The organism is Streptomyces sp. G-G2 (genome assembly GCF_030063135.1).
Classification (GTDB): Bacteria; Actinomycetota; Actinomycetes; order Streptomycetales; family Streptomycetaceae; genus Streptomyces.
Window position 1 is genome coordinate 1 of the sequence record NZ_JASISO010000045.1, and the last position, 21,217, is coordinate 21,217.

The window sequence follows — 21,217 nt, forward strand, 5'->3', positions numbered from 1 at the left end:
CCTCTTCCGCATCCTGGCGTTAACCGCCGCGATCTGGTTCAACGACAAGACGGGGCAACCCGTCAAGCGGTCACTGACCGCCTACGATCACTGACCGCGACGACACCCCTTGGACTCATTCATCTAGGAGTCGCAACCCGCTCGATGTGATGGTCATCGGAAGAAGATCTAGCTAAAGCATGCGAAAGGAAACCACAGGTCAGCGGCTTATGCGGCGTAAATCGGACAGCTTCCGGTGTGTATTACGCGCAGAGTGGGTGGTATGTGCAGCGTGCTGACGTTTCTCGCCGGTCTCTGGCCGGGCAAACTCGGTCCCGGCGGGAGCCGTCCCCTGACGCCCGCGCGTTGCGTCCCTTCAGCACCCATGCCGCCCGGCCCGGTCAGGCGCGGAGCGGACACCCTGGCCTTTACGAGGGGTCCGGAGAACCCTGCCGCCGGCTCCTACGCCCGCACTCCCCGAGGCGGCGCACCCCATCCCTCTGCGTGGAGTCACCCCCCGTCCAGCGGAGGCCGGGATCTTGTTCGCCAGTACTTCCAGGGAGGCGATACCCGGAGGCCCGGCCAGGGCAGATGGCTGGAGCGCGGACGCGAGCGGGCCACACACCCGGCCTCGGAGGGCTTCAAGGAGCGCCGCCATCGCAGGTATGCGTACCGCGGGGCCACTGTTTCGGGCATGCTGGTGAGCATGAGCAGCAGGTACGCACAGCTCCGGCCGTATACCTTGCCGGACTCGCTCGGGGAGCTGAGCGGGCCAGTGGACGGCTTTGTGGTCCTGCCCCGGCACCTGGACTGGGGCCCGCACTATGAGTACGAACTGGCCGACGACGCCGACGTACTGCTGATGTACGAGCGGGTGATCCGCGAGGCGCAAACTCCTGAGGACCTGCACGCCCACCTCGATGCGGATGTGCTGCGGAGCCACTGGCGGGCCCTGTTCCTGCCCGGCCCGGCGAGGGCTGCCTGGGAGTCCCGGTTCCACGAACTCGCCAGTACTTCGGCGGCGGCCGCGTAGTGGAAGGCCTGCACCATCGGCTCATCCGCATCGGTCTGGAAGCGCTCGCCGAGGACTTCGGCTACCGCCTGGCGGGCGGATACGCCGTCCAGGCCCATCGTCTCGTCAGTCGCGTCAGTGACGACGTCGACCTATTCACCCCGATCGGACGCGCCGAGGGAGAGCTGCCGCAGGCAATCGCACGTCTCGTCGAGGCGTACCGGACGGCCGGGTACCTGGTGGAGGTGACCCAGCAGGCACAGGTGTATGCCCGTCTGCACGTCACGGATCCTGACTCCGGCTCGCAGTCCAAGGTGGAACTGGTCGGTGACCTGTTGCACCACCCGCCGGTCGAATCGGACCTCGGCCCGGTTCTCCACCTCGACGACCTCGCCGCGGCCAAGACCGGGGCTCTTTTCGGCCGCGCCGAAGTCCGGGATGCCACCGACGTCAATGCGCTCCTGAAGGTCGGCTACACGCGCGCTCGGCTGCTCGAACTCGCCGCACGGAACGAGGCCGAACCCATCTCGACGACTACGCGTCCGCCCTCGCCCGCGTCCAGCACCACACCGACAGGCAGTTCGCCGCATACGGCCTCGACGCCCCGGCCGCAGCCGCGATCCGCCAGGAGTTCGCCGCCTGGCACCGCGAACTCACCGAGCGAGAGTGAGCCGAGGGCGAGGTAACGCGTTCGCCGCAGACCGAATCATCCGCGCCCCCACATGAGGAACAGACCCAGAGCCCACTGCCTGCGCCGCCACCTCACCCGCCCCCGGTGGGTTTACCAGCCGGTAGACACGGGTCCACCACCCTGCCGGTCAGCCGTCCTGGAGGAGCGGGCCGAAGGTCTGCTGCCCGATCTCCACGGCGCGAGCCTGGCTGACGACCTGCACTTTTAGCTCCGGATGCTCCTGCTGCCACCGCGCGGCCGAGGCGTGCCGGTGAAGAGGTTCAGCGCGTCGCAGCAGAGGGTGGCGGGACGGGCCCCGTGCCTTCGCGGCGGCCGACCAATACAACCGCGGCCACCGGTTCCCACACCGTCGTGCCCCTGGCGAAGGTCACGGTCACCGGCCGGCCATCGACCGGGTCGGAGGAGGAGATCACCACGTCCTGGCCGAGCATGGCGGAGAGGCCGAGGGCGTCTATGGCGCACATCGACCAGACATCCACTCCGCTTGCCAGGCGTACCCGGTGCCGGGTCTCAATCGCCGAGAACGGGTACGCCGCTCGGATCCGGCCGGCTTCGTCCAGGGCCAGGAAGTCCTCCCGGTCCAGTTCGGCAAGCACCTCGGCGGCGGTCCTCCCGGCCTGCGCGGCGACGACTTCGAGCACCGGCCTGTCCCGCGCGAGCCCTGTCTCGGCGAAATGCCGCAGCACCGCCTGCTGCACGGCCCGCAGGCCTCGCCCAACGGGGGCTCGACGGCCTCGCCCGGCCCGGCCGATCGGATCCAGGAGGTCCGCCTGGCAGCACTCCTGGCCGGCCTCGGCCGAGGAGAGGCTCACGCCGGACAGGGCCTGGCGCAGGGCGTGGACGCTCGGCGCCCCCTCGGTGCGACCGTCGGTGTCCCGGTAGATGGCCGAACTCCGCCAGACCCGCTCCGCACTGCACGAGCTCGCCCGACGGGCAGGACGTCCCCCCGAACCATGGTTTGGGCTGCTATCGGATCCAGGGTGTCGCGGCCGCGAGGAGCGCGGTGACCCCGGTGGCGATGGTGGGATCGGGTACGGGGGCGAAGTGTGACGAGTGGTTGGAGGGGATGGTGTCCGGGAGGCCGTTGTCCAGCAGGGACGCGGGATCGACGTTCTTGAAGAGGGCCGGGTCGAGTCCTCCGAAGTGCCAGTAGAGGGAGGGGACCCCGAGGGCGGTGCCGAAGACGCCGAAGTCCTCGCTGCCGGTGAAGGGCAGCGGGATGGGGAAGACGCGTTCCGGGCCGAAGGCTTCGTTGAATGCGGTGTGCACGGTGGCCGCCGTGGCGTCGTCGTTGACCGTGACGGGGAAGGTGTGGAGGGGGATGATTTCGGGTTCCCTGGGCGCGCCGGAGGCGGCGGCCTCGGCGCGGATGATGCGCTCGATCGAGGCGAGGACCTTGTCCCGTACCACCGGGGTCGTACTGCGGATGTTGATCAGCAGTTCGGCGGTGTCGGGGATGATGTTCTCCTTGGTGCCGCTGTGCAGCGCGCCGACGGTCACCACGGCCGGCTGGAACGCTCCCACCTCGCGGGCGACGACGGTCTGCAGCCGCATGACGACGGCGGCGGCCATGACGATCGGGTCGACGGTCGCCTCCGGTGCGGAGCCGTGCCCGCCCCGGCCGAAGAGCCTCACCCGCAGGCTGTCCGAGGCCGCCATCACCGGTCCCGGGCGGATACCGAGGAGACCGGCAGGACCCGATCCCACATGCTGGGCGAGGCAGACGTCGGCGCGCGGGAAGCGGTCGAGGAAGCCGTCCTCGATCATCGCGGGCGCGCCGCCGATCTCCTCGGCGGGCTGGAAGACGGCGACGACCGTGCCGTTCCAGTGTTCGCGGGTGGCGGCGAGCTGCGCGGTGGCGCCGAGCAGGCAGGTGACGTGCATGTCGTGGCCGCAGGCGTGCATGACGGGGACTTCGACGCCGTCGTCGTCGACGGCCGTCTCGACGGAGGCGTACGGGAGGTCCGTCTGTTCCTTGACGGGGAGGCCGTCCATGTCGGCACGCAGGAGGACGGTGGGGCCGTCGCCGTTGGTCAGGACGCCGACGACGCCGGTGCGGCCGACGCCTTCGGTGACGTGCCAGCCCTGCTCGCGCAGGAGGGTGGCGACGACGCTCGCGGTGCGGAACTCCCGGAAGGAGAGTTCGGGGTGGGCGTGCAGGTCCATGTAGAGGGCGCTCAGCTGGGGGAGGCGCTCGTCGAGCCCGGCGAGGAGGGGCGTGACGCGGGCGTTGTTCATGACTTCTCCGTGGTGACGGGGGTGGGGCTGTTCGGGTCGGTGGGGCTTTTCGGGCCGGTGGCGCCGAGGGCGGCGCGGAAGGAATCGACGTCCTGCGGGGTGAGGACGGCGAGGACCGCGGCGATGACCGCGCCGAGGACGAGGAAGGCGAAGGCGACCTGGAAGGAGAAGGCGTCGGCGAGGACGCCCATGAGGGGCGGGGTGACCATGCCGGCGAGCTGACCGCCGACGATGATCACGGCGCTGCCGACGCCGACGTACGCGGGCGGCAGCCCCTTCATCGGGACGGCGAATATCGGCATGTAGGCCAGGGACGCCGCGACGATGGCGAGCGTGCCGAAGACGGCGAACCCGACGAACGAGTCCGAGTACGCCATGAACGGCAGGGCGATGGCCGCGACCGCCATGCCGGGGACGATGACCTTGCGGTGGTGGCCGTCGAGCCGGTCCGACAGGCGGCCGCCGACGACGACCGCGACGGCCGCACCGAGGGCGGGGATGGCCAGGAGCGGGCCGGCCGAGCTGAGCGGGAGTCCGCGCTCCTCGCTGAGGTAGGAGGGCGCCCAGGTGGTCAGGCCCCAGCCGATGACGTTGTAGCCGAACATGATCCCGGCGAAGCGCCAGAGGACGCCCTTACGCAGTACGTCCCCGATTCTGTGGCGCTCTTCTGGGGCGTCCGGTGCGGTGCTCGGGAGCGGGGCGGGCAGCCACAGGCGCAGCGCCACGAGGACGAAGACGCCCAGCGCCGCCGTGGAGAAGAAGGCGGAGCGCCAGCCGTAGGCGGCGATCAGCGGTGCGGCAAGCAGGGGGGTGAGGACACCAGCGAGGGCGTTCGAGCTCATGATCAGGCCGTTGGCGCTCATCCGCCGCTCGGGTGTGGTCCGCTCGACGACGAGCTTCATCGACGCCGGGGGGAAGATCCCCTCGGCGGCGCCGAACGCGAACCGCACGAGGAGCAGGAGCGCGAACGACCAGGCGAAGCCGGTCAGGGCGGTGAACAGGGACCAGGAGAGCAGTGCCCAGGTGGTCACCCGGCGGGCGCCGAAGCGGTCGGCGAGGATCCCGCCGGGGATCTGGCAGAGGGCGTAGGAGAGGAAGAACGCGGAGACGACCAGGCCCTGCTGTCCTCGGTTGAGGTCGAACTCCTCGCCGAGGGAGGGCAGGACGAGGTTGATGACGAGCCGGTCGGCGTAGTCGACCAGCCAGGCGGCGAAGAGCAGGATGATCGTGATCCGGACAGTGCGGTCGGTTCGGTCGGCAGGGTCGGCCGAACCGTTGGGGGCCGCGTGCCGGGGCGGAGCAGACATGGGACTCCTCTCACCGGTGGCCGAAACCATGTGTCGGCCGCGAGTTCCCCCTAAGATCGGGCCTGTGCGCGAGAACGCCGGGAAAACGCAGGAAAGTAACCCTGAGAAGGCAGATCCGCCAGATTCCTCCACCGAGAGGCCGTCTGGTGCGGAAACAGCGCTCTCGGAGCAGGATCTGGCTCTGATCGACGCTCTGCAGTCGGCGCCGCGGGCTCCGTGGTCCCGCATCGGGCACGCGCTGGGTGTGGACGCGACGACGGCCGCCCGGCGCTGGGAGCGTCTGCGGGCGGCCGGTCTCGCCTGGGCCACTGCCTACGACTCGGCGCGGGCGGCCACGGTCGCCTTCGTCGAGGTGCGGTGCCAGCCGGGCCGGATGGAGGAAGTGAGCGCGACCGCGGCCGCGCTGCCATGGGTGTTCAGCGTCTACGAGACGGTAGGCGACTTCGATCTTCTGCTCTCCGTCGCCGCGGTAGATCCCCTGATGCTCAGCCGCTCGGTGCACCGTGTCATCGGGGGCCTGCCCGGGGTGCGCTCCCTCCGTATTCGGCTTGGCATCACGTTGTACGGCGAAGGCGGCGACTGGCGCATCCGGGCCATGGAACCCGCCGGCCGCGCCGGACTGTCCCATGGCGGCGTACCGAGCCGGACGGCCTACGGCGCCCATGGCGGGCGGCGGCTCTCCCCCGAGGACCAGGCCCTCCTTGACGCTCTCGGTGCCGACTGCCGCCTGGGCTACACCGCGCTCGGAGCCGCCGCGGGCATGGGCGACCACGCCGCTCGTCGCAGGGTCCAGCGGATGCTCAAGGATGGCGACATCACCCTGCGCTGCGACCTCGCGCTGCCGCTCGCCGGCCTGCCGACGATGGTCGTCTACCGCGCCTCGGTGCCGCACGCTCGGCTGGAGGCGACGGGAAGCGCGCTCGCCCGTCTGGAGCAGGTACGGCTGTGCGCGTCCGTCAGCGGGCCGGACAACCTGCACCTCCAGGTGCTGCTGCACGGACTGGGCGGCGTCGATCCTTTCGAGGCCGTGCTCGCCGACCGCGTTCCGGCCCTGGAGATCAAGGACCGCACGGTCACCGTGCACACGGTCAAGCGGGTGGGCTGGCTCCTGGACGACCGGGGCCGCGCCACCGGGCGTGTTCCGACCGCCGCGCCTGAGCTCTGACCTGCCACTGCCCCCACCGGCAGCGAGCGGAGGGGGCAGGGGGCAGCGCAGGGCAGGGCGTTACGGGTGGACGATGCCGCGGACCACTCCCAGGTCCACGAGGTCCTGGGGGCGCAGGCGCAGTTGATCGGCGGTCGTGGCGATGTCGGCGGTGCCTCGTTTGAGGATGGCCGCGGCGGCCTCCGGGGCGGTCACGGCGAAGTAGCTGTCGGGTGTGGCCCAGCTGTTGTCCGGTGCGGCGAGGGCGCCGCCGGAGCCGCCCTCGCCGATGAGGAGGCTGGTGAGCGGGACCCGGGCGGAGGCGACGGCGGCGAACAGGTCGGCGATCGCCGCTCCGGCGCCCGTGCGTTCCGCCTCGGCGTCGTTGGCCGCGCCCGGTGTGTCGATGAGGGTCAGAACCGGGATGGCGAGCCGGTCGGCGAGCCGGACCAGCCTGGCGGCGGTCCGGAACCCCGCGGGTGTCGTCGGCGTACCGCACTGAGCCGCGTAGGCGACGGTGCTCCCGTCGGAGCGGTGGCCGAAGCCGCACAGCATGCCCGGGTCCGTACCCCCGCAGCGGTCGCCGGAGATCGGTTCGCGCCAGACGAAGGAGGCGTCCAGGTAGCTGTGGGCCCGGGGCCGGTCGGGGTGGCGGGCGCGTTCCACCGCCTGCCATCCGGTGGCGGGAAGGCCGGTGGTCCGGCCGAGGGGGCGGGGCGGGGCGGCCGGGCCGCGCGGGGGTGGTGAGCAGCGTCAGCCAGCGCGCCGTCGTGGCCCGCAGCTCGCCGGGGGGCACGATGCCGTCGATGTGGCCGGTACGGAGCTGGCCCTCGGCGGTGTACGCGCAGGGGTCGGCGCCCCGGGGGCGTACGCGGGAACCGGCAAACCCGATCTGAGCGCCGGGCAGGGCGAGGACGACATCGGATCCCGTGCCCAGGGTCGCCCAGCCACCCCCGGTCGTCGGGTCGCGCAGGACGGCGATCTGAGGAAGTCCGGCGGCGCGGGTGAGTGTGGACTGCCGGGCGATCCGCTGCAGTTGGACGAGGGCGCGCATGCCCTCCTGCATCCGGCTGCCGCCGGTGGCGACGAGCGCGACGACGGGCAGCCGCAGGATCCGTGCCCGGGTGTGCGCGGCCTCGATGCGGGCGCCGGTGCGTTCGCCGAGCGAGCCCCCGAGGAAGCCGAACTCGAAGGACAGCACCATCACGTCGGCTCCGCCGACCGTGGCGGTGCCGCAGACCACAGACTCGCCCTCACCGGTGCGGGCTACTGCCCTCGCGTACCTGGTGCCGTAACCATTCCAGCCGATCGGCCCGTCTTCGGTCAAAGCCTCCTCGCTGTAGGGGAGTTCGGTGAAGTCGTCGGCGATCAGGCCGATCGCTTCACGCGCCGCCATATGGTCACTCACGCAGCGCCCGCTTCATGATCTTCCCCATGTCGTTGCGGGGCAGTGCGTCGAGCAGGCGCACAGCCCGGGGCCGCTTGTGGGGTGCGAGCCGCTGGGCGACGTGGTCGGCGAGTTCGCGCGCGGCCGGCGGATCGGCCGGGTCGGTGGGCACGATCCAGGCGACCACGCGCTCGCCGAGGTCGGGGTCGGGTTCTCCGGTGACGGCGGCGTCGGCGACGCCGGGGTGTTCGAGGAGGGCGTTCTCGATCTCGCCCGCGCCTATCTTGTAGCCGCCGCTCTTGATGAGGTCGGTCGACTTGCGTCCGACGATCCGTACCGAGCCGTCGGGGTCGATGGTGGCCATGTCGCCGGTGCGGAACCAGCCGTCGTCGAAGGCGTCGGCGGTCGCTTCGGGCCGCCCTAGGTAGCCGGTGAAGAGGTTCGGGCCGCGGACCTGGATCTCGCCGACGGTCTCCCCGTCGGGCGTACGGATCGGCTGTCCGTCCTCGTCGACCAGGCGGAGTTCCGTTCCGCTCAGGGCTGTGCCCACGGTGCCGGGTCGGTGCCCGGCTCCGGGGCGCATGCTGGTGTTCATCAGGGTCTCGGTCATGCCGTACCGCTCGATGACCTGCCGGCCGGTCGCCGCCGTGATCGCCTCGTGGTCGCGCAGGGGAAGGGCGGCGGATCCGGAGACCAGCAGCCGTGCTCCGGCCAGCGCCTTCGCCAGCCGTGGGTTCCCGTCGAGGGCTTCGGCCAGCCGGTGGTACATGGTGGGTACGCCGAACAGCATCGTCGCCCCGTCCGCGAGCTCCGTCGCGATCCCTTCGGCGGTGAACCGGCCCAGGTGGCGGACGCTGGCGCCCCGGCGCAGGGGCCCCAGGATGCCGAGGACGAGCCCGTGGACGTGGAACAGGGGCAGCGCGTGCACGAGGACGTCGCCCTCGGTCCAGTCCCAGGCTTCGGCGAGGGCGTCGAGGGTGGCGCGGATCGCCCTGCGGGGCAGCACCGCGCCCTTGGGCGGGCCGGTGGTGCCGGAGGTGTAGATGATCAGCGCGGGTTCCTCGTCGCCCGGTTCCTCCCGGGTCCAGGCGACCGGGGCGGCCACGTCGATGAGGACGTCGACGCGGGCGAGCGCGGCAAGCGCCTCCGGCAGCTGGACGTCCGGCGCGGACAGGACGAGGGCGGGCGCGCTGTCGCCGATGATGTGCGTGAGTTCGGCGTTGCCGCTCCGGGGGTTGACCGGGACCACGGGGACCCCGGCGAGCAGGGCGGCGAGCGCGCCGACGGCGCTCTCCAGGGTGGGCGTCGCCCACAGGGCCACCCTTGGGGCGTCCGCGATCCGGGCGGCCAGTGCTTCCGCCGCCGCCCTCAGCCCTACGTAGTCCAGAGCCCGGTCGCCGAACCGCAGAGCGGGCTTGTGCCCGGCGGCGTCGAGTGCGGGAAAGAGCCGACTCATCGATGGTTCTCCTTGGTCGTTCGCGCGCGGTGGGCCGGGGGATCGCTCACCAGGTGGGGCGACGGTCGCCGTGCCGGGTGGCCTGCTCGAAGGCGTGGCCCGCGCGGAGGACGGTGAGTTCGTCGCGGTGGGGGCCGACGAGCTGGACGCCGACGGGGAGTCCGTCCGGGGTGAATCCGGCGGGGACCGCCAGGGAGGGGCAGCCGGTGGCGGAGACGTAGTACGCGGACTTCATCCAGTCCAGATAGTCGCCCATGGCCTCGCCCGCGACCTCGGCCGGGTACTCGATGCCCACCGGGAACGGGGGAACCTGACTTACCGGCAGGAGGAGGACGTCGTAGCGGGTGAAGAACTCCCGCATGAGGTGGAAGAGTTCGCCGTGCAGGAGTTCCGCCCGGCCGAGGTCGGCGCCGGTGAGACCCATGCCGTACTCGACGTTGGCGGCGAGAGCGGGCTTGACCTTGTCCCGGTGCTCGCCGAGCGCGTGGCCGAGGGACGTCGCCATCTGCCAGCCCCGCAGGATACGGAAGACCTCGTCGGCGCCGGCGAAGTCCGGACAGTCGCGCTCGACCGTACAGCCGAGGTCGGTGAAGACCCGGGCCGAATCCTCGACGACCGCCGCCACCGACGGCTCGACGGGGACGGCGCCGCCGAGGTCTGGGGACCAGGCCACGCGCAGGGAGCGGGGGTCGGAGGCGAGCGGGCGGGCGAAGACGGCCGGGTCCTCGCTGATCGAGATCGGGCAGCGCGGGTCGGGTCCGGCCATCACCGACAGGAGCAGTGCGGCGTCGGAGACCGTGCGGGCCATCGGCCCCTGCACGACCTGGGTGGCCCACGGGGTGAAGTTCGGCCAGAGCGGCACCCGGCCGGGCGAGGGGCGCAGGCCCACCACGTTGCAGAAGGAGGCGGGGTTGCGGACCGAGCCGCCCATGTCGCTGCCGTCGGCGAGCGGGTGGAGCCCGGCGGCGAGGGCCGCCGCCGCGCCGCCGCTGCTGCCTCCGGCCGACTTCGTGAGGTCGTACGGATTGCGGGTGGCACCGAACAGCGGGTTGACAGTGTGCGAACCAGCCCCGAACTCGGGAACGTTGGTCTTGCCGAGGGTGATGGCCCCGGCGGCGCGCATCCGCTCGATGCTGATGTCGTCGTGCTCGGGCACGTGGTCGGCGAGGAGCGGTGAGCCGTGGGTGGTGCGGATGCCGGCCGTGTTGTGGGTGTCCTTGTGCGCGACCGGGAGACCGTGCAGCGGGCCGACGCTCTCGCCGTGCGCGAGACGCTCGTCGGCCGCGGCCGCGTCCTTGAGGGCCTGGTCGGCGGTGAGAGTGACGATCGCGTTGATCCGGGGGTTGAGCTGCTCGATCCGCTCCAGATGCGCCGTCACCACCTCCCGCGCGGACAGCTCACGGGCGCGCAGGCGCCGGGCCAGCTCAGAGGCGGTCGCGTCGCAGATCTCGGGGTGCAGGGGCTGCGCGGTCTGCTTGGGCTGCGCGGTCTGCTTGGGCTCGGTCACGGACGGACTCCGTCTGAGTAGGTTCCCAGAACACGGTCGAGATACGGGTTGGCGAAGACCCCGGCCGGGTCGACCGAGTCCCGCAGGGCGACGAAGTCGTCGAAGCGTTCGTAGCGCGGACGCAGTCGCTCGGCGTCGAGGGTGTGCATCTTGCCCCAGTGCGGGCGGCCGCCGTATGCGCCGAGGATCTCCTCGCAGGCGCGGAAGTACCGTTCATGGGGCATGCGGTGGTACTGGTGGAAGGCGATGTAGCAGCTCTCTCGACCGTTCGCGGTGGACAGCCAGATGTCGTCGGCGGCGGCGAAGCGGACCTCCAGCGGGAAGGAGACCCTCTCGTCATGCGTGTCGATCCAGCGCTTGATCTCCTTCAGTGCGTCGACGGCCCGGTCGCGGGGAACGGCGTACTCGCCCTCGTGGAAGCGGACGTCCCGGGCCGAGGCGAAGACGCGGTACGAAAGATCCGACCACTCCCGCGCGGACATCGCCCGGGCCGCGAGGCGGGTGATCGGGGGGACCAGGTTCGGGAACCTCGTGCCGAGCCGGTTGAGCCCCTCGAAGCCGAGCCCGCTGACGGTCTCGTCCAGGCGCCGGGAGACCGCACCGATCGGCTTCAGCGGGGCGTCGGCCGGCATTCGTCGAAAGCGACGGGTCAGCGTCGTCGTGCTGTGCGGGAACCAGAAGAACTCGAAGTGGTCGTCGGTGTCGGCGAGTTCGTCGATCCGGCCGAGCGTCTCGGTAACGGGCATGGCCGAGTCCCGGGCGTGCAGCGCGAACAACGGGACGCATTGCAGGGTCACCTGGGTGATGACGCCGAGCGCCCCGAGCCCGATGCGGGCGGCCGCGAACACCTCCGGCCGTACGGTGGCGGAGCACTCGACGACCGACCCGTCGGCGAGGACGAGTTCCAGCCCGCGGACCTGGGTGGCGATGCCGCCGAACCGGGTGCCGGAGCCGTGCGTGCCTGTCGAGATCGCTCCCGAGATGGTCTGGCGGTCGATGTCGCCGAGGATCTCCATGGCCAGGCCGAGCTCGGCGAGCAGTGGGTTCAGCTTCCACAGCGGCATTCCGGCGTCGACGGTGACGAGCCCGGCCGCGATGTCCACGGACCGCAGGCCCGACAACCGGTCCAGGCGCAGTTGCACGTCGGGCGCGACGGCGACCGGGCTGAACGAATGCCCGGCGCCGACCGCCTTGACCCGCAGTCCGTCCCGTACCGCGTCCTTCACGGCGGCGGCGACCTCCGCGGTGTCCGCCGGCCGCACGACGCGCACGGGGTGCGCCGTCTCGTTCCCCGCCCAGTTCCGCCACGCACTCGTCATGAACCGGAGTCCTCTCGATCGGATCGACTGGAAAGGCAGAAGTGCCGACGCCCGACCGGCGGCGGCTCCCCGGAAGGTTGAAGGCGCAAGTGCATCCAAGTCAAGAGTCCAGGACGCTTGACTTGGACAGATGACCAAGAGATGGTGGCCGCGCCCTCAGCAGGTCGAGAGAGTCGAGAGAAAGGCCGGCAGGCCATGGGAATCCCCACGTCTTCGACAGGCACGACGCCCACCGAACCTCGCCTCGCCCGCCCCGGGATCCCGGCCGGATTCGCAGACCTCGAACGAGCCACGGCGGGCCTTCAGCCGCCGTTCGCCGTCGTCGATCTCCAAGCCCTGCGCGCCAAAGCGACGCAGATGACCGGCCGCTCCGGCGGCAAGCCGATCAGACTCGCCAGCAAGTCCCTGCGCTGCCGCGCCCTGATGCGCGATACCCTCCGCCTCCCGGGGTTCGCGGGCATCCTGGCGTTCACGCTGCCGGAGGCACTGTGGCTGGCCGGGGAGAACGACGACGTCCTGGTGGGCTATCCGAGCACCGACGCTCCGGCGCTGGGCCGCCTGGCCGGTGACGAGGAGCTCGCCTCCCGCGTCACGATCATGATCGATTCGGTCGAGCACCTGGACTTCGTGACGGCCGCCGTCGGCCAGGGCGGTCCGCCGATCCGGGTCTGCCTCGACCTCGACGCCTCGCTGCGCCTGCTCGGCGGACGCGTGCATCTGGGTATGCGCCGCTCCCCCCTGCACGGCCCTGACCAGGCCCGGGAGCTTGCGCTCGCGGTCGTCGCCCGGCCGCGCTTCCGGCTGGTCGGCCTCATGTCGTACGAAGGGCAGATCGCCGGAGTCGGCGACAACCAGCCCGGTGCGCGAACCGCCCGCGCGGCCGTCCGGCTGATGCGGCGGATCTCCACCAGCGAGCTCAGACAGCGCCGGGTCGCCGCCATCAGGTCCGTACGCGCGGTGGCGCCGCTGGAATTCGTCAACGGCGGCGGGACCGGAAGTCTGGAGACCACCTCCGCCGAGCCGGCCGTCACCGAACTCGGCGCCGGATCCGGCCTGTACGCCCCGGCGCTGTTCGACCACTACCGCAGTTTCCGGCCGCTCCCGGCCGCCTACTTCGCCCTCCCCGTCGTACGCCGCCCCGGCCCGCGCCACGCGACCGTCCTCGGTGGAGGCTGGATCGCCTCGGGCGCCCCCGGGCAGGACCGGCTGCCCGTCCCCGTCTGGCCGACCGGCCTGCGCCTGCTGGCACGGGAAGGCGCCGGCGAGGTCCAGACCCCGCTCACCGGCGACACCGCCGACGGCCTACGCCTCGGCGACCTCGTCTGGTTCAGGCACGCCAAGGCCGGTGAACTGTGCGAGCGCGTCGACCAGCTGCACCTCGTCGACGGCGATCGGGTCGTCGACGTCGTACCGACCTACCGGGGCGAAGGCCACGCCTTCCTCTGAGCGGCCGGCGAGCCCCGGATCATCACGCCGGTACGTTGACTTCCACCACCCTGTCACCGAGGAGAACTCATGGCCCGCCTCTCAGCCGACGAGCGTCGCGAGCAGCTCGTCGAGGCCGCGATCCGGGTCATGATCAGTGACGGCGTCGCCAAGGCCACCACCCGCGCGATCGCAGGCGAGGCAGGGATTCCCCTGGGGGCCTTCCACTACTGCTTCCGTTCCAAGGAGGAGCTCCTGCACAGCGTGATCGAACGGATCATGCTCAGGACCCTCGCCCCCGTGGCGACAGAGGGCGCCGAGGGAGCCTCGACGCGCGACATCATCCGGGACACCCTGCACGCGTACTGGGATGGCGTACGGCAGCGGCCTGCCGAGCACATGGTCACCTACGAACTCACCCAGTACGCCCTGCGCCAACCCGGCCTGACAGAGGTGGCCCGGCGCCAGTACCAGCACTACCTGAAGATCAACACCGATCACCTCGAAGCCATCGCCGAAGCCGCCGGCATCCGCTGGACGGTCGCCCTGCCCACCCTGGCCCGCTACGGACTCAACCTCATGGACGGCCTCACCCTCAACTGGCTCATCGACCACGACGACACCCAGGCCCTGGCCGCGCTGGACGAGTACGCCGAGCACCTGAGCTCCGTGGCCGTCCCTCTCCACGCGAGCGACGAGGGAGTACGAGCGGGGCAAGCCTGAGCATGCACGCGGCGACCACAGCACACTGATCGCACCCTTCGAAGAGGCCGGTCATCACTCCTCGGAGCGCGTCCAGGCCGACCCGGTGGACGGCATCGCTCTCGACACCGCCGCCGCCCGTCATCCGGGCGGAACCTCTGTCGGCGCTGTCGTGCGCCGCCTATCCGACCTCCTTGAGCCCGGCGTGTACTGGTGCGGCCGCGCCGATACCGGGTTCGACGACGTGGTCATCGCCGAACCCGGAGAGCCGCTCGGCGGCCTGTCCGGTGCTCTGATCCTCGCGGTCGGGACGCGCGGCCCTGAGGCGGCGGCGCAGCGGATACACAGCCGCTGCGGCAGGGCTCGTCGTCCCACCGCTGCGGCAATCGACACCTCGTGCACGATCGACGTTGAGTCCTCCAGCATGGTCATCATCCCTTCAGCCGCACCGTGGTCGGCCCGGCGGCGCCCTCCGAGCGGTCCGACACGGCTGTGCCCGGTGCCCGAGGGGGTGAGGGTTCGTCTACCACCTGACAGGCATCCTCATGTGCCGTCCATCCGGCTTTCTTCAGGGCATCGCCCTCCCTACGTGCACCGAAACCGGACATCAGGGGCCCCACGCAAGGCATATGGGCGGTATGAGCATTCAGCGGATGCGGCAGGGCACCGCTCCGGCCAGCGGAAATCCTCCACCAGAAGCCAGCCTCTGCTGGGGGGAATGGAGCCCCGTTGGGGGGCGGCTGGGGGGAATCGGCTGTATTCACGGGCAGCATGGCGAAAGGGTCGGAAAGACGGATCGCCGCAGGTCGGACCGCCCGTCCGGTCGATTTCCGCAGGTCAATGGTGTGAGGGTGACGACTTCAAGAAGATCTCCTCCTGGGCCGCGATCCTCTTCGCCCCCACCCTGGTCGGCACGATCTACGGCATGAACTTCGAGACCATGCCCGAACTCGGCTGGGTCCTCGGCTACCCGTTCGCCGTCGCACTGATGGCCATCGTGTGCCTCAGCCTGTATGTGATCTTCAAGCGCCGCGACTGGCTCTGAACCCGTGGGGAGACAAACTGCGCGCCCGCTCCTCCCGAAGCTGTTCATACCGCGACCGTGGCCGGGATCACGTTCATCACGCTCTGGCTCTACCTCAACGACCAGTAGCTCGGCGGCCCTGCGCTCACCCCTGCCCCTCCTCGAGAGCGCCGTCGCCGCTGCGGGCAAGATCCGCAAGCGTTGCGCTCGCGCCATCGAAGCTGCCGAGGAGGCCCTGGAGGTGGTGCTCGCGGACACAGCCGCAGTGAGTCCGGCCCGCCAACATCGCGAGGACGCCCACGTAAGGGCGACGAAGGCTGATCTGGGGCTGCCCGGGACCGGTTGGAGCAAGTCACCGGCCTGCGTTCTCGCTGGTCCGCTACTCGACCCGCACCTTACGGCCGGGTCCCAGCTGTCGCGTTGGGGCTTCTCGCCTACGAGTAGAACCTGGTAGCGCGCAACATAGCCGCGGAACCCCGGTCACCCTAACCGGGGATCGTCCGCATCATTAGGAATCCACCGCCACCTCTGTCCGAACCGTCGGAAGGATCGCCACGGGCGGAATCGTGCCACCCAGGTATTCCGCTCCCGAAGGGATCGGACCGCATCGGTCTGCGGTGGCTGACTTGCATTTACCGTCCATGCACTGTCACCGCTCAGACCGATCTCGCCAGTTCGCCGGTCGGATCTTGGTTGCTCAGCTTGCCGCTACTGTAACCACCGAAGGCATCGAGGCCGGGCTTGTCTAGGAGACTGCTGAAGATCTTGCTCGGGGCGCCCGAGTCACCCCGATTCACCGGTAAATGTCGATCGGGGCAACCTGGTGCAAGCCGGGCGCGTTTCCAAGATCTTCAGGACACTCCTAGTAGTCAGCACCGACCCAGCACGGTTGAGGTTCCCAGGGGTGATGACGGGTGATGAGAGGTCAGCACCAGGTCAGCACGGGGATGCAGGAAGGCCCCACCAAGAGGCGAGGCCCAAGCGCTTGACCTGCACGTTTGCGCTCGAAGGAGCATTCATGCTAAAGGATGCGCCAAAAAGGTGTGCAGGAATTTCACGACAAGCCCCCGACCTGCACGATTACCGCTCCTCCTCGACCTCCGGAACCAGCGCGTACCGGCAGAGAGTGCGGCGGTCGCCGCCCACCACTCTAATGCCGCTTCACGGGGCGCCGGGACGCCGTCGCGGACGCGGGCCGGGGGGCCGCAGCCGCGGGAGGAGCACGGCCGCGGCTCCGAGCCAGGTCAGGGCGTACAGCCAGCCGCCGAGGACATCGCTGGGCCAGTGGACGCCGAGGTAGATCCGGCTGAGACCGACGGCGACGGCCCAGCAGAACAGGAGTACCGAGCCGGAACGGGCCCCGTGGGCGGGGGCCGCGCGGGTGAGGGCCCAGGCGAGCATCCCGGCCACGAGCAGGGAGGTGGTGGCGTGGCCGGAGGGGAAGGAGAGCCCCGAGGCCGTGGTGGCCCAGTCGCCGGAGGGCGGGCGGGGGCGCCCGACCAGCTGGAGCAGCCCGTACCGGACGGCCTGGGCCAGGACGAGGAAGCCGAGGGCGGCGAGGGCGGTCAGCAGCCGCGCGCGGGCGTCGCGGCCCGCGATGAGCCCCGCCGTGATGGCGCAGAGGTAGGGCAAGGCCCCGGTTCCGGTGGCGGTGATCCCGCGCGCGAGGGCGACGGCCACGGCGGGCCGGTGGTGCAGTGACCACAGGTGCAGCCGCTGGTCCAGCGCGTAGGGCAGGCCGTGACGGGCCCCGACGAGAACAGCGAGCAGGACGAAGAGCGCGGCGCACAGCACCGTGATCCACAGCCGGGCGCGCCACCGGACCGCGACCGTCGCGCGCGCCCCGGGTCCGGGCGCCGCAGGTCCCGGCATCCCCGAATCCCTCGGTTCCGACCCGCGTGCTCCTCGCCCGCGAGCCTCGTGCCCGCGCTCCGGCGTCGGCTCCGGCCGCCCGGGATCCGTCACCGCCGCGTCACCCGGCCGCTACCAGCGGCCGCAGCGCGGTGCCCCGCAGCCGTTCCACGAGCGGGGCGGCGCGCCGGGCCAGCCGGGTCAGCGGCCAGCCGACAGCGGCGCCCACGAGCAGCCCGAGCAGGACGTCGTGGGGGTAGTGCGCCCCCACCCACACCCGGGAGAACGCCATGAGCAGCGCGGCCGGCACCGCGATCGCCCCGAGCCTGCGGTCGACGGCCCAGAGCGCGGCGGCCGCGGCGGCCGCGATGGCGGCGTGGTTGCTGGGGAAGGACCAGTCACCGAGCGGCGGGCAGGCTTCCAGGGTGAGCGTGCGCAGGGTCTGGCAGGGCCGCTGTTCCCGCACGACCGACTTGAGGCCGGTGTCGAGGAGGAAGGCCAGCAGCACGACCAGCGGCGCGGCCATGGCCATCGCGGTACGCGCGGCGGCGCCGGGCCGGGCCCGCCACCAGGCGGCCAGCATCAGCACCCCGAACAACCCGAGGCCGTACGTCGACCAGCCGGAGACCGCGCTGTCCAGCCAGCCGGGCGCCCGCTGCGCGAGCCCCGTGACCGAGGTGTAGAGGTCGCCGTCGACGGCGGCCCCGTCCAGGGCCAGGGCGGGACGGCCGGGAACCGCGAGCGCGGCAAGGGGGAACAGGCTCAACGCGAGCCTCCGTTCGAGGTGTGACGGGAGCGGGAGCGGATCACTTCCACGGCCAGCGGGGTCAGGGAGACGAGCACCACGAGTGCCACGAGGGGCAGCAGGTAGCGGTCGACGTTGGGCACGGAGGAACCGAGGGCGTAGCCCGCGAGCACCAGGCCGACGGTCCACACGATTCCACCCGCCATCTGCCAGATGGCGAAGAGCCGCGCGGGCACGTTGAGCGCGCCGGCCATCGGGTTGAGCACCGTGCGCACGATGGGGATGAAGCGGGCCAGCACGATGGCCTTGGCGTGGCCGTAGCGGTTCAGCAGCTCTTCGGCGCGCGCGGCGCCCTCGTGGAGTTTGCGGCTGCGGCTGCGGGCGAGCAGCGCCTTCCCGCCCCGGCGCCCGATCCAGTAACCGGTCTGGGCGCCGAGCAGCGCGCCGAGGACGGCGGCGGTCAGCACCTGCGGGAGGGAGAGGTGCACGGGGCCGTGGGCTCCGGGGACGCACAGCAGACCGGCGGTGAAGAGGAGGGAGTCGCCGGGCAGGAAGAACCCGACCAGCAGGCCGGTCTCGGCGAAGAGGACCACCGCGATGCCGAGCGCACCGAAGGCGGACAGCAGTGATCCCGCGTCGAGGAGGTTCACGGCCTGTGGCGACAGCGCGAGGGCGGATAGAGCCATGGTGGACTGCTCCCATAATCTGAACGGACGGATCCGAACGGACAGGCCGGGATCGGAACCCCGGACGACTACACTGCCGTAGACGGTCTACACCACTGTAGACGAAAGAAGGGTGAGGAGCGTTCCCATGGGCGAGGCGAACCCGGAACGGCGACCGGCAGGCGAGCTGGAGGCCACGGTCCTGGCCGCCCTGTGGGCGGCCGGAGCCCCCCTGACCCCGGCTCAGGTGCAGGGTGCGCTCGGCACCTCGCACGCGCGCACCACCGTGACCACGATCCTGACCCGGCTCCATGAGAAGGGCTCGGTGTCCCGCACCCGCTCCGGGCGCGGATTCGCGTACCTGCCCACCGAGGACGCCTCCGGACTCACGGCCCGGCGCATGCACTCGGAGCTGGAGAAGACCGAGGACCGGGGCGCGGTGCTGAGCCGCTTCGTCTCCCGGCTCAGCGATGACGACGAGGCGCTGCTGCGCTCCCTGCTCGACGGGAGCGGCGCGTGATCCCGTCGATGTGGGTGCCGTTGCTCGTCCCCCTGCTCGTGCCGTTCCTGGCCGGGCCGGTGGGCCGTCGGCTGGTCGGCTGGCTGCCCCCTCGCCATGCCGTGTGGCTGCTCGCCGTCACCGCGACGGGCCTGGCCCTCGGCAGTACGGCGGCCCTCGCGCTGCTCGTCGTCCCCGGGGCGACCCACCTGGACGTCGTCGCCGCGCTGGGCGAACTGCTGACCCCGCTGCGGACCGGTTCGCCCGACGCCGTGGTGGCCGTGGCCATCGCGGCCACGGCCCTGCTGGCGTGGTCCGGCGCCCTGCTGGTGCGGGCCCTGAACCGGCGCTGGGCCCAACTGCGCCGGGCCGGTCGGCTCGCGGCGCGCGCCGAGGGCGAGCTGGTCGTCCTGCGGGACGCCTGCCCGGACGCGTACGCGCTGCCCGGCCGCCCGGGCCGGATCGTGGTGACCACCGGCATGCTGGAAGCGCTGCCCGCCGCCGAACGCGAGGCGCTGTTCGCCCACGAACGGGCCCACCTCAGGGACCGCCACCACCTCTTCGCCGCCGCGGTCGACCTCGCCGCCCTGTGCCACCCGGCTCTGCGGGCCCTGCGCGAGCCGCTCGCCTACGCCCTGGAGCGCAGCGCCGACGAGAGCGCGGCCCGCGCCGTCGGGGATCGCGGGCTCACGGCCCGCGCGATCGGCAGGGCCGCCCTGGCCGCCCGCGCGGCCGGGTCCCAGGGCGCGCCCCGGCCCGCGTTCGCGCTCGCCGCGACGACCGGGCCGGTGCCGCGCCGGGTGGCCGCTCTGCTCGACCGCCCCGTCGACGCCGCGCCCGCGCCGCGCACCCGCACCGCGCGGCGGCTCGCGGCGGTGGCCCTGCTCGCCTGCCTGGCCCTGTCCGCGGCCGCCGCCCTGGACGCCGCGCGGGATCTGCACGCGGGCATCGAGATCGCCCAGGGCGAGACCGCCGGGAAGTGAACCCCGGCCGGTCGGGCGGTGGCGGGCCGGACGGTGACACCGCGGACGGCGGCGGTCCGGACGCCAACGGTCCGGAAGGTCGCGGGCCGGAAGGTCGCTGGCCGGAAGGTCGCAGGCCGGAAGGTCGCAGGCCGGAAGGTCGCGGGCCGCCGCTCAGGGAGCGTAGGTCTCGCCGCCGAGGGTGAGGGTCGCGCTGCCCGCCGTACTGTCGGCGAGCCACGCCTCGAACGCGGGCAGGTCGGCTTCCGGCAGGGCGATCTCGATCTCCACGGCGGCGCCGTAGCGCAGGTCGACCACGGTACGGCCGGTGGCGCGCAGGTCGTTCTGGGTCTTGCCCGCCCGCTGGTGGTCGACGGTGACGGTGGCCAGCCGGTAGCGGTGGCGGGTGACGGTGCCGAGTACGTCGAGGGCTTCGCCCACCACTCCGCCGTAGGCGCGGATCAGGCCGCCCGCGCCGAGTTTCACCCCGCCGTAGTAGCGGGTGACCACGGCGACGGCGTAGCGGATGTCGCGCCTCATCAGCATGTGGAGCATGGGCACTCCGGCGGTGCCGCCGGGTTCCCCGTCGTCGCTGGCCTTCTGGACGGACGCGGTGGCCCCGATCACGTAGGCAAAGCAGTTGTGCGAGGCGGTGGGGTGTTCCTTGCGGATCCGGGCGACGAAGTCCTGCGCCTCGCGCTCGGTCGCGGCGGGGGCGAGCGCGCAGAGGAAGCGCGAGCGGTTGATCTCGGACTCGTGCACGCCCTCGCGGGCCACCGTGACGTACTGGTCTGCCTTCACCCGCTCAACCCTAAGGGGAATCGGACAGGTGTCCTTCCTGTTGAGCGGGGTGCGGCGGCACCCGGCCGACCCGTGAGAGCAGAAGGCGGCGCGCGTGTACGGCGACCCGGCAACCATCCGCAAGATCCTCACCGAGCACGGCGACACCTGGGCGGTGGTGGGCCTGTCCAACAACAGCGACCGCGCGGCCTACGGCGTCGCCCGGGTGCTCCAGCGGTTCGGGAAGCGGGTCGTCCCGGTCCACCCGAAGGCCGAGACCGTGCACGGCGAGCCGGGTTACCCCTCGCTGGAGGCCATCCCCTTCCCCGTGGACGTGGTGGACGTCTTCGTGAACAGCGCGCTCGCCGGCCAGGTCGCCGACGAGGCCGTGGCGGCGGGCGCCGGGGCGGTCTGGTTCCAGCTCGGCGTGACCGACCCGGAGGCCTTCGAGCGCACCGTGGCCGCCGGACTCGACATGGTCATGGACCGCTGCCCGGCCATCGAGATCCCGGCTCTCTGAGCGA

18 protein-coding genes and 2 pseudogenes are annotated in these 21,217 nt (G+C 71.7%); 9 read left to right on the top strand and 11 right to left on the bottom strand.

All coding sequences use genetic code 11. From position 1 onward, the window contains the following. The first annotated feature begins 685 nt into the window (after positions 1–685). Both QMF80_RS29200 and QMF80_RS29205 read left to right on the top strand, forming a co-directional pair. Complete coding sequence (locus QMF80_RS29200) at positions 686–1,012, top strand: hypothetical protein (protein WP_283458612.1); 327 nt, start codon at positions 686–688, stop codon at positions 1,010–1,012. Beyond that, on the top strand, positions 1,012–1,677 hold the full coding sequence (locus tag QMF80_RS29205) for a nucleotidyl transferase AbiEii/AbiGii toxin family protein (RefSeq protein ID WP_283458614.1): 666 nt from the start codon (positions 1,012–1,014) through the stop codon (positions 1,675–1,677). The genes QMF80_RS29200 and QMF80_RS29205 overlap by 1 nt, the downstream gene beginning before the upstream one ends. Before the next feature lie 265 nt (positions 1,678–1,942). Here QMF80_RS29205 and merB read toward each other — a convergent pair whose 3' ends face one another. From merB to QMF80_RS29220, 3 genes are all read right to left on the bottom strand, one after another. Then, complete coding sequence (merB, locus tag QMF80_RS29210; RefSeq protein WP_283458616.1) at positions 1,943–2,380, bottom strand: organomercurial lyase; 438 nt, start codon at positions 2,378–2,380, stop codon at positions 1,943–1,945. A 268-nt stretch (positions 2,381–2,648) separates the two neighbouring features. Beyond that, complete coding sequence (locus tag QMF80_RS29215) at positions 2,649–3,920, bottom strand: amidohydrolase (protein ID WP_283458617.1); 1,272 nt, start codon at positions 3,918–3,920, stop codon at positions 2,649–2,651. Continuing rightward, positions 3,917–5,227 carry an MFS transporter gene (locus QMF80_RS29220; RefSeq protein WP_283458619.1) on the bottom strand — a complete coding sequence of 437 codons (1,311 nt, stop codon included), beginning with the start codon at positions 5,225–5,227 and terminating at the stop codon, positions 3,917–3,919. Before QMF80_RS29220 ends, QMF80_RS29215 begins: the two co-directional genes overlap by 4 nt. 64 nt (positions 5,228–5,291) lie before the next feature. Here QMF80_RS29220 and QMF80_RS29225 point away from each other — a divergent pair, with 64 nt between their 5' ends. After that, positions 5,292–6,392 carry an Lrp/AsnC family transcriptional regulator gene (locus tag QMF80_RS29225; RefSeq protein ID WP_502962948.1) on the top strand — a complete coding sequence of 367 codons (1,101 nt, stop codon included), beginning with the start codon at positions 5,292–5,294 and terminating at the stop codon, positions 6,390–6,392. A gap of 60 nt (positions 6,393–6,452) precedes the next feature. On the opposite strand, the pseudogene QMF80_RS29230 reads toward QMF80_RS29225, so the two are convergent. The 4 genes and pseudogenes from QMF80_RS29230 to QMF80_RS29245 all read right to left on the bottom strand — a co-directional run bounded on the left by QMF80_RS29230 (position 6,453) and on the right by QMF80_RS29245 (position 12,040). Continuing rightward, positions 6,453–7,779 (bottom strand): annotated as a pseudogene (locus QMF80_RS29230) (carboxyl transferase domain-containing protein). Further along, positions 7,772–9,214 carry an acyl-CoA synthetase gene (locus QMF80_RS29235; RefSeq protein WP_283458621.1) on the bottom strand — a complete coding sequence of 481 codons (1,443 nt, stop codon included), beginning with the start codon at positions 9,212–9,214 and terminating at the stop codon, positions 7,772–7,774. Before QMF80_RS29235 ends, QMF80_RS29230 begins: the two are co-directional and overlap by 8 nt. Before the next feature lie 46 nt (positions 9,215–9,260). After that, a complete protein-coding gene (locus QMF80_RS29240; protein ID WP_283458623.1) occupies positions 9,261–10,721 on the bottom strand; it encodes an amidase in 1,461 nt (486 codons plus the stop codon). Next, positions 10,718–12,040 carry a D-arabinono-1,4-lactone oxidase gene (locus QMF80_RS29245; RefSeq protein WP_283458625.1) on the bottom strand — a complete coding sequence of 441 codons (1,323 nt, stop codon included), beginning with the start codon at positions 12,038–12,040 and terminating at the stop codon, positions 10,718–10,720. Before QMF80_RS29245 ends, QMF80_RS29240 begins: the two co-directional genes overlap by 4 nt. Positions 12,041–12,235: 195 nt before the next feature. On the opposite strand from QMF80_RS29245, the gene QMF80_RS29250 reads away from it, so the two are divergent. The 3 genes and pseudogenes from QMF80_RS29250 to QMF80_RS29260 all read left to right on the top strand — a co-directional run. After that, positions 12,236–13,486, top strand: coding sequence for an amino acid deaminase/aldolase (locus QMF80_RS29250; RefSeq protein ID WP_283458626.1), 1,251 nt, complete (start codon positions 12,236–12,238; stop codon positions 13,484–13,486). 69 nt (positions 13,487–13,555) lie between these two features. Further along, complete coding sequence (locus tag QMF80_RS29255) at positions 13,556–14,188, top strand: TetR/AcrR family transcriptional regulator (RefSeq protein WP_283458628.1); 633 nt, start codon at positions 13,556–13,558, stop codon at positions 14,186–14,188. 838 nt (positions 14,189–15,026) lie between these two features. After that, a pseudogene (locus QMF80_RS29260) lies at positions 15,027–15,212 on the top strand (CorA family divalent cation transporter); the annotation flags it as partial. Positions 15,213–16,352: 1,140 nt separating this feature from the next. Here QMF80_RS29260 and QMF80_RS29265 read toward each other — a convergent pair. From QMF80_RS29265 to QMF80_RS29275, 3 genes are all read right to left on the bottom strand, one after another. Continuing rightward, positions 16,353–17,063 (bottom strand): phosphatase PAP2 family protein, encoded by a 711-nt coding sequence (locus QMF80_RS29265; RefSeq protein WP_283458631.1) that lies wholly within the window; start codon positions 17,061–17,063, stop codon positions 16,353–16,355. 100 nt (positions 17,064–17,163) lie between these two features. Further along, complete coding sequence (locus QMF80_RS29270; protein ID WP_283458633.1) at positions 17,164–17,808, bottom strand: phosphatase PAP2 family protein; 645 nt, start codon at positions 17,806–17,808, stop codon at positions 17,164–17,166. After that, positions 17,805–18,473 carry a DedA family protein gene (locus tag QMF80_RS29275; RefSeq protein WP_283458635.1) on the bottom strand — a complete coding sequence of 223 codons (669 nt, stop codon included), beginning with the start codon at positions 18,471–18,473 and terminating at the stop codon, positions 17,805–17,807. Before QMF80_RS29275 ends, QMF80_RS29270 begins: the two co-directional genes overlap by 4 nt. A gap of 127 nt (positions 18,474–18,600) precedes the next feature. Here QMF80_RS29275 and QMF80_RS29280 point away from each other — a divergent pair, with 127 nt between their 5' ends. Beyond that, a complete protein-coding gene (locus tag QMF80_RS29280; protein WP_283458637.1) occupies positions 18,601–18,972 on the top strand; it encodes a BlaI/MecI/CopY family transcriptional regulator in 372 nt (123 codons plus the stop codon). Continuing rightward, complete coding sequence (locus QMF80_RS29285) at positions 18,969–19,934, top strand: M56 family metallopeptidase (protein ID WP_283458639.1); 966 nt, start codon at positions 18,969–18,971, stop codon at positions 19,932–19,934. Before QMF80_RS29280 ends, QMF80_RS29285 begins: the two co-directional genes overlap by 4 nt. Before the next feature lie 153 nt (positions 19,935–20,087). Here QMF80_RS29285 and QMF80_RS29290 read toward each other — a convergent pair whose 3' ends face one another. Next, complete coding sequence (locus QMF80_RS29290) at positions 20,088–20,714, bottom strand: YigZ family protein (RefSeq protein WP_283458641.1); 627 nt, start codon at positions 20,712–20,714, stop codon at positions 20,088–20,090. 94 nt (positions 20,715–20,808) lie between these two features. Between QMF80_RS29290 and QMF80_RS29295 the strand changes: the two genes are divergently transcribed. Further along, complete coding sequence (locus QMF80_RS29295) at positions 20,809–21,213, top strand: CoA-binding protein (RefSeq protein ID WP_283458643.1); 405 nt, start codon at positions 20,809–20,811, stop codon at positions 21,211–21,213. Positions 21,214–21,217 lie beyond the last annotated feature (4 nt).